The sequence below is a fragment of the Streptomyces sp. NPDC002490 genome (assembly GCF_040296045.1).
Taxonomy (GTDB): domain Bacteria; phylum Actinomycetota; class Actinomycetes; order Streptomycetales; family Streptomycetaceae; genus Streptomyces.
Map to the genome: position 1 here is coordinate 1 of NZ_JBEOWM010000107.1, position 5,804 is coordinate 5,804.

General features: G+C 66.3%; 6 protein-coding genes and 2 pseudogenes. 4 read left to right on the forward strand and 4 right to left on the reverse strand.

What is annotated here, in order from left to right; all coding sequences use genetic code 11:
• Nucleotides 1–87: 87 nt before the first annotated feature.
• Nucleotides 88–870 carry a sporulation protein gene (locus ABT092_RS30645; RefSeq protein WP_351249746.1) on the reverse strand — a complete coding sequence of 261 codons (783 nt, stop codon included), beginning with the start codon at nt 868–870 and terminating at the stop codon, nt 88–90.
• A gap of 132 nt (nt 871–1,002) precedes the next feature.
• Between ABT092_RS30645 and ABT092_RS30650 the strand changes: the two are divergent.
• The 3 genes and pseudogenes from ABT092_RS30650 to ABT092_RS30660 form a co-directional block, all read left to right on the forward strand.
• A pseudogene (locus tag ABT092_RS30650) lies at nt 1,003–1,260 on the forward strand (DNA-3-methyladenine glycosylase); the annotation flags it as partial.
• Between the two features lie 14 nt (nt 1,261–1,274).
• Nucleotides 1,275–1,886 (forward strand): DNA-3-methyladenine glycosylase, encoded by a 612-nt coding sequence (locus tag ABT092_RS30655; protein WP_351249748.1) that lies wholly within the window; start codon nt 1,275–1,277, stop codon nt 1,884–1,886.
• A 374-nt stretch (nt 1,887–2,260) separates the two neighbouring features.
• The gene (locus ABT092_RS30660; protein ID WP_351249750.1) at nt 2,261–2,395 is read left to right on the forward strand and encodes a hypothetical protein; all 135 of its coding nucleotides are present in this window, start codon (nt 2,261–2,263) and stop codon (nt 2,393–2,395) included.
• Between the two features lie 60 nt (nt 2,396–2,455).
• Here the strand turns inward: ABT092_RS30660 and ABT092_RS30665 are convergent, their stop codons facing one another.
• The 3 genes from ABT092_RS30665 to ABT092_RS30670 all read right to left on the reverse strand — a co-directional run bounded on the left by ABT092_RS30665 (nt 2,456) and on the right by ABT092_RS30670 (nt 4,990).
• Nucleotides 2,456–3,004 carry a hypothetical protein gene (locus tag ABT092_RS30665; RefSeq protein ID WP_351249752.1) on the reverse strand — a complete coding sequence of 183 codons (549 nt, stop codon included), beginning with the start codon at nt 3,002–3,004 and terminating at the stop codon, nt 2,456–2,458.
• A 124-nt stretch (nt 3,005–3,128) separates the two neighbouring features.
• Entirely contained in the window at nt 3,129–3,401 is a 273-nt protein-coding gene (locus ABT092_RS31070) for a DUF7848 domain-containing protein (RefSeq protein WP_502968542.1), read from the reverse strand.
• A 122-nt stretch (nt 3,402–3,523) separates the two neighbouring features.
• Nucleotides 3,524–4,990: a recombinase family protein gene (locus ABT092_RS30670; RefSeq protein WP_351249754.1), complete on the reverse strand. Its 1,467-nt coding sequence runs from the start codon at nt 4,988–4,990 to the stop codon at nt 3,524–3,526.
• Nucleotides 4,991–5,052: 62 nt separating this feature from the next.
• Between ABT092_RS30670 and ABT092_RS30675 the strand changes: the two are divergent.
• Nucleotides 5,053–5,449: pseudogene (locus tag ABT092_RS30675) on the forward strand (DNA-3-methyladenine glycosylase); the annotation flags it as partial.
• Between the last annotated feature and the right edge of the window lie 355 nt (nt 5,450–5,804).

The following is a 5,804-nucleotide window of genomic DNA, read 5'->3' on the forward strand; positions in this document are numbered from 1 at the left end:
CCACACAGTCCGCAAAACGGGCATCACGAAATCGAAAGCGGAGAAGTCCACTTCTCCTCGCCCACGCCGCACAGGTTAAAGATCAAGCTAGAACCAGTTGCGCTTTCCGCCGACCTCCGACAGCCACTGGTTGAGGTACGCGGTCCAGTTCGTCTCCCGGAAGTCGTTCAGCCCCACATTGAAGGCCCGGTAGCTGTCACCGCCCTCGCGGAACAGGCCCGGCTTCTTGTCCATCTCCAGGATGACGTCCATCCCGACGCCGTCCGCGACGAAGCTCAGCTCCACCTGGTGCAGCCCGTGGTACTGCTGCGGCGGAAGGAACTCGATCTCCTGGTAGAACGGCAGCTGCTGCCGGGTACCGCGGATGTGTCCCCGTTCCATGTCGGCGTTCTTGAAACGGAACCCGAGCTCTGCGAACGCGTCGAGGATCGCCTGCTGCGCGGGCAGCGGGTGCACGTTGATCGGATCCAGGTCACCGGAATCGACCGCGCGCGCGATCTCCAGCTCCGTCGACACCCCGATGTTCATTCCGCGCAGGTGCTGACCGGCGAAGTGGGTGATCGGCGTCTCCCACGGGATCTCCAACCCGAACTGGACCGCGTGCACCGCACCGGCCTGGAGCTCGAACGCCCCGCCGAGCCGCTGCTTGGAGAACTCGATGTCCTGGTGGTACTCCTGGTCCCCGCTCTCCACCTCGACCTTGGCCTGCAACCCGACCGAGAGCGCCTCGATCTTCTGGTTCACCGAACCGCCCTGGATGCGGACCTCGCCCTGCACCACCCCGCCGGGAACCACGTTCACCTCGTTGAGCACCGTCTCGACCGAGGCGCCGCCGGCCCCCAGGCTCGCAAGCAGCTTCTTGAACCCCATGACTCTCCCTCCAGGCCCAGAGCCTGTGCTGGTTGATCCTCGCCCCATAGGAACGCGCGCCGACCGGAGTCGGTTCCGGGGTTCGCCCCGGCCCGCTCCCGCCGCACGATCACTGCACTACGCTCGGAACGCATGACCGAGCCCCCCGACCGTATGCCGTTGCCCCGGGACTTCTTCGACCGCCCCGTGCTGGAGGTCGCCCCCGACCTGCTCGGTCGCCTCCTGGTGCGGAACTCGCCCACCGGTCCGATCGTGCTCCGGCTCACCGAGGTCGAGGCGTACGCGGGGACCATCGACCCCGGTTCCCACGCCTACCGCGGCCTCACCGCCCGGAACGCCGTGATGTTCGGCCCGCCCGGGCATGTGTACGTGTACTTCACCTACGGCATGTCAAGGCAGTCAGCATGAACGTCGATCTCCTCGCCCACCCTGCCGAAGAAGTCGCCCCCAGGCTGCTCGGTAGCGTCCTCACCTGCAAGACCCCCGAGGGGAACGTGAGCATCGTCATCACGGAGACCGAGGCGTACTCCGGTACGGCTGACCCAGCCTCCCACGCCTACGGGGGCCGTACCGCCCGCAACGCCACCATGTTCGGGCCCGCAGGACACCTCTACGTCTACCGCTCCCACGGTCTCCACTGGTGCGCCAACGTCGTCACCGGGACGGACGGCATCGCCTCGGGTGTCCTCATCCGGGCAGGCAGGGTCATCGAGGGGGAAGACCTGGCACGCAAGCGGCGAGGGGAGAGGGTCGAGAGTCCACGTCTCGCCCGAGGTCCGGGGAACCTCGGCCAGGCACTCGGCATCACGGCAGAGCACAACGGTGCAGACCTCCTGACAGGCACCTTGGTCGTGCTGTCCGAGGGCGAGCTGGTACCCGATGCGCTCATCCGGGTTGGCCCGCGGGTGGGTGTGAGTAAAGCCCACGACTGGCAGCACCGCTTTTACCTCGCCGGTGATCCAACGGTCTCGGCGTACCGACTCAGCCCGAGAGTCAAACCGCCCGCTGAGGCCTGAGCCGCTGTGCGCCTCTCTCGCGGCTCGGCGGTGAGTCGGCGCGGAAGCGGGGTCGGAAGATGTGTGATCGTTCGCGAGCGCGGCGCGTGACGCGTTCCTGGCCGGTCGAGTGACTATCGACGGGCGCACCACATGGGAGGGCTCCCTGAACGGGGTCCTCCCTCCTTCGGGCAAGATCCCTCGGCCAGGTCGCCGCCGTCGTTCCTGACCGCACGAGACCGAGTCCAGGCCCGAAGGCTTGGGCGTCCACCTGTGAAGAGAGACCGCGCCATCCGTGCGGTCCACCCCCGCAACGAAAGGGAGGCACATGTCCCGCCATCCGGCGGGGGTCACTGGCGCATCCGTGTGCGCCTCACAGGAAGGAGCCACACTCGGTGGCTATCAGATTCGGCCATGACCGCCCGTGGGGCGGAGTCTCCCAGCACGAGTACCGGCGCATGGCGCAGCACTCCGGACCCCCGCTCGCCGCACTGCTGGGCAAGGAGGGCAAGCCACTGCCGTCGCAGTAAGTGTTGAGCGGTTCTCATCGAAGGTTGAGTGCCTGTGACGCCGAGGACCGCGTGTGCGGTCTAGAAATAGGAAGCGATGAGGTCCCGGTCCACCGTGATGGTGCCGCGGTCCAGCGGGGGCAGCCCCAGGTGGTCACTGATCAGTCGGGTCAGCTGCTCCTCGTAGTTCCAGTCCTCGCGGTCCAACCCGGCGGCCGTGATGAGGGATGCCAGCTCGTTCGGCCAGTACTCCCCGATGTAGTCGGGGTCCTCGTAGTCGATGCAGGACAAAGCCCGACCGTCCCTGTAGTGGTACGCCTTGGGGCCGTGCGCCTTGGCGATGCAGGGGTTGGGCTCGAACAACACCAGTTCGGACCCGAGAGGGCACAGTTTGCGGTAGTCGATCGGGTCGAAGTCGTCGCGAGACGGGTTGTGCATCGGGTGCACGATCACCCCCCACTTGCCGGGGGCAACGTCGCCGCCGTGGGCGAACGGCGGCCGATGCTGCGCGATCAGCCCTTCCACCATGTCGGTCAGGCCGACGCCCTTGAAGTACACCAGGACGGTTTCGTCCTCATACCGCTTCTCTTCCACCCATGAGATGACGCCACTTTCGATCCAACCTGTCATGCCCCGCACCGTAACCGGCACCACTGACACATCTCACCCCCAGGCCAACTCGAACGCTCGCTGCCCCAAACGCAGCACCCAGTGGGCACTCAGCGCACCTCTGGTCTGTGTTGCTCGCCGTCCCTCAGTGCGCCGGGGGTCTATCCGGCTCGGCCCGTACGACCGTGGCGAACGACGTGCAGAGCCGCCGGAAGCCACGATGGTGGCTCACGCCGGTATGGCTCTTGCACTCGATGCCGACCGCCGCACCGTCCGTCGACGGCTCCGCCTTCCACTTGCAGTGCAGGCACTCCGCTTCATAGGTCACGCCCGGGCGTGTCAGCGATCTTGTGTAAGTCGTCTGGTGCCATTGGATGCTGAGCCGGTCCTCGAAGAAGACTGGGGGAGAGGGGCGCACAGAGGCTCTGAAAGATGTTTGGTTCTTCCTCGCCGAGCATGACGAAGGGCCCCCGACTCTCGTCAGACAGGGCCCGTGCCCACTGAGTGCCGCCGGCCGGCTCGACTCTCCGTGGTCGGATCTCAGGGGTTCCGGTACGTGATCCGGCAGTGCTCGGCCTTGAAGCCTCGGACCCCTCGACCGCGCGGCATCAGCACCACTCGCTCGCAGACCTGCATGACGACGGTCCGCACGTAGTCGATGCGGTCGGGGTCCTCGTAGTCCAGTTCTTCCCACAGATACTCGACGTCCCCCAGGTCGACACGTACCCGCTTCGCTGCCAGGTCCGCAAGCTCGGTCCGGATCTTCGCCAGGTCGGCATCACACCTGCCGATGCCTGCGCGCATGGTCGATGCGTCGATGTCCCCTACGGCGAACATCTCCGCCAGGGCGGTACGCCTCTCGGATGTGGCCACCTCCTCGGCCAGTAGCTCGGCTTCGCGCTCCTCGTCTGCGGCATCAGTGGCCGGAGCCTGGTTGCACTCCTCGGCTCGGGAGATGACCTGCCGGACCACGTAGGAGTCGAGCGGGTCTGCTGGGCAGGTGATGCACCGGCCACCCGAACAGGTATAGATGCGGTACCGCTCGCCTGCCGCGTCCTTCCGGCTCCATCCCTGCGTCACGACGGCCTGACACTTCGAGCAGCGGACCACGCCGGACAACAGAGCCTTGCGCTTCCCTCCGCCGCCCGTGTTGCGCTCAGGGTCGCTCAGGTGGCGTACCAGTGCCCGGAACATGCCCTCGGAGACGATCGGCTCCCAGTTGCCTGTGCCGGTCTCCTCGGTCACCCGCACGCGTCGCCCATCCGACTTCTCGACCCACTGGGAGTACGTCTGGATGCCCGCGTTCCTCGGCTTCAAGAGGACGCCCCGGAGGTTCGAGCTACGCCACTCCTTGCCGTGCGGCGAGAGCAGCTCACGAGCGTTCCAGTCCTTCGCGATGGACCACAGCGAGGCACCGGCCAGGACATCCCGGTACGCCTGGCGCAGGGCTTCCGCCTCCTCATCGCGATGCGTGCCGTCGCGCTCGAAGCCGAAGGGGCGAGTGCTCCAGAAGGGCCTGCCCGACTCCCTGCGGCGCTGATGACCGAGCACCTGACGCTCTACTCGCATCTCGGTTTCGTTCTCGGCTACCGCAGCACCGATGCGAGCAGCCAGACGACCCGAAGGGGTTGCCAAGTCCAGGACTCCCTGAGCCTGTGCGGCGGCCAGATGAACGCCGGTCTCCTCGGCCAGGTCCACCAACTCGACCAGGTCTCGTGTCGTGCGGTAGAGGCGGTCGTAGTGCCTGGCTACGACTACATCAGCCGTACCCGTACGAACCAGCTCGACCACGCGCCTCCAGCCTTTACCGCGAGCCGACACCTTGCGGCCCTCAACGACGCGGAACTTCGACGCCGAAGAGTCCTTCTCTGTGATGACCTCGACAACCGTCCAGCCGTTCCGGTCGCACAGTTCCTGGCTCAGTGCAACCTGTTGCGTGAGGTTCCCACTCTTGGACTCCTCGCCCCTCGGGGTCGGGCTGAGCCTGGCGTAGATGATCGCTCGCACCTGTTTTTCTCTCCTGCTTGTCGTCGCCTTGCCGATGATGACGCAACGACATACATGTTCAGTGGGTTACCTACAGCATGTGGCACTGCATGAACCTCGGCCCCGAGGGCTTCGCGAGCGGGGTGCTCCTGCGCGCGGGACAGATCACGGAAGGCGCGGAGCTGGCTCGCAAACGTCGACTCTCGGCCCGAAGCGACAAGGAATTGGCCAAAGGGCCGGCGCGTCTGGCCGCCGCCCTGGACGTCGACCGGACCCTCGACGGAGCCGACGCCTGCCGGTGGTCCCGCCGCCACCCTTCCGGTGTTGCACGGCACGCCCGTCCCGCCCGAGCAGGTGCGCACCGGCCCTCGGACCGGAGTGTCCGGCCCGGGCGGAGTGCACCCCTGGCGCTTCTGGATCGACGGTGACCCCACGGTCAGCCCCTACCGGGCCCACGCCCCCCGCGCCCGCCGAGCTTGACTCCCCTCCGGCCGGTCCGTAATGTAGCCGAAGCCGCTTTGCGCCGGTCGACGTTCAGTCACCGTCCGGAGGCGGCCCACCACTACCGACAACGAGCCCGCGAGGGCCCCTTTTCTGCATGCCGATTTTCGACCCTGTGAGCTCGATTATGTGCCTTCAGGGAAGTCGGTTAACGTAGTGGACATCGAAAAGCCGAAAGGCTCGGAGATGAAAGCAGGACCCCGCTGACTGGGGGTCGGACACCGAAAAGGGTCTGGTAGAGTCGGAACCGCCGGAAAGGAAAGCGAGCGAATCGCTCTTCTGGAAAGCACCGAGGAAATCGGATCGGGAAACGGTCTGATAGAGTCGGAAACAC

What these genes read in the sequence shown, in the direction of transcription:
- ABT092_RS30665 (WP_351249752.1), bottom strand. Translation starts at nt 3,004, where the DNA reads ATGACAGGTTGGATCGAAAGTGGCGTCATCTCATGGGTGGAAGAGAAG.
- ABT092_RS30645 (WP_351249746.1), bottom strand. Translation starts at nt 870, where the DNA reads ATGGGGTTCAAGAAGCTGCTTGCGAGCCTGGGGGCCGGCGGCGCCTCG.
- ABT092_RS30655 (WP_351249748.1), top strand. Translation starts at nt 1,275, where the DNA reads ATGAACGTCGATCTCCTCGCCCACCCTGCCGAAGAAGTCGCCCCCAGG.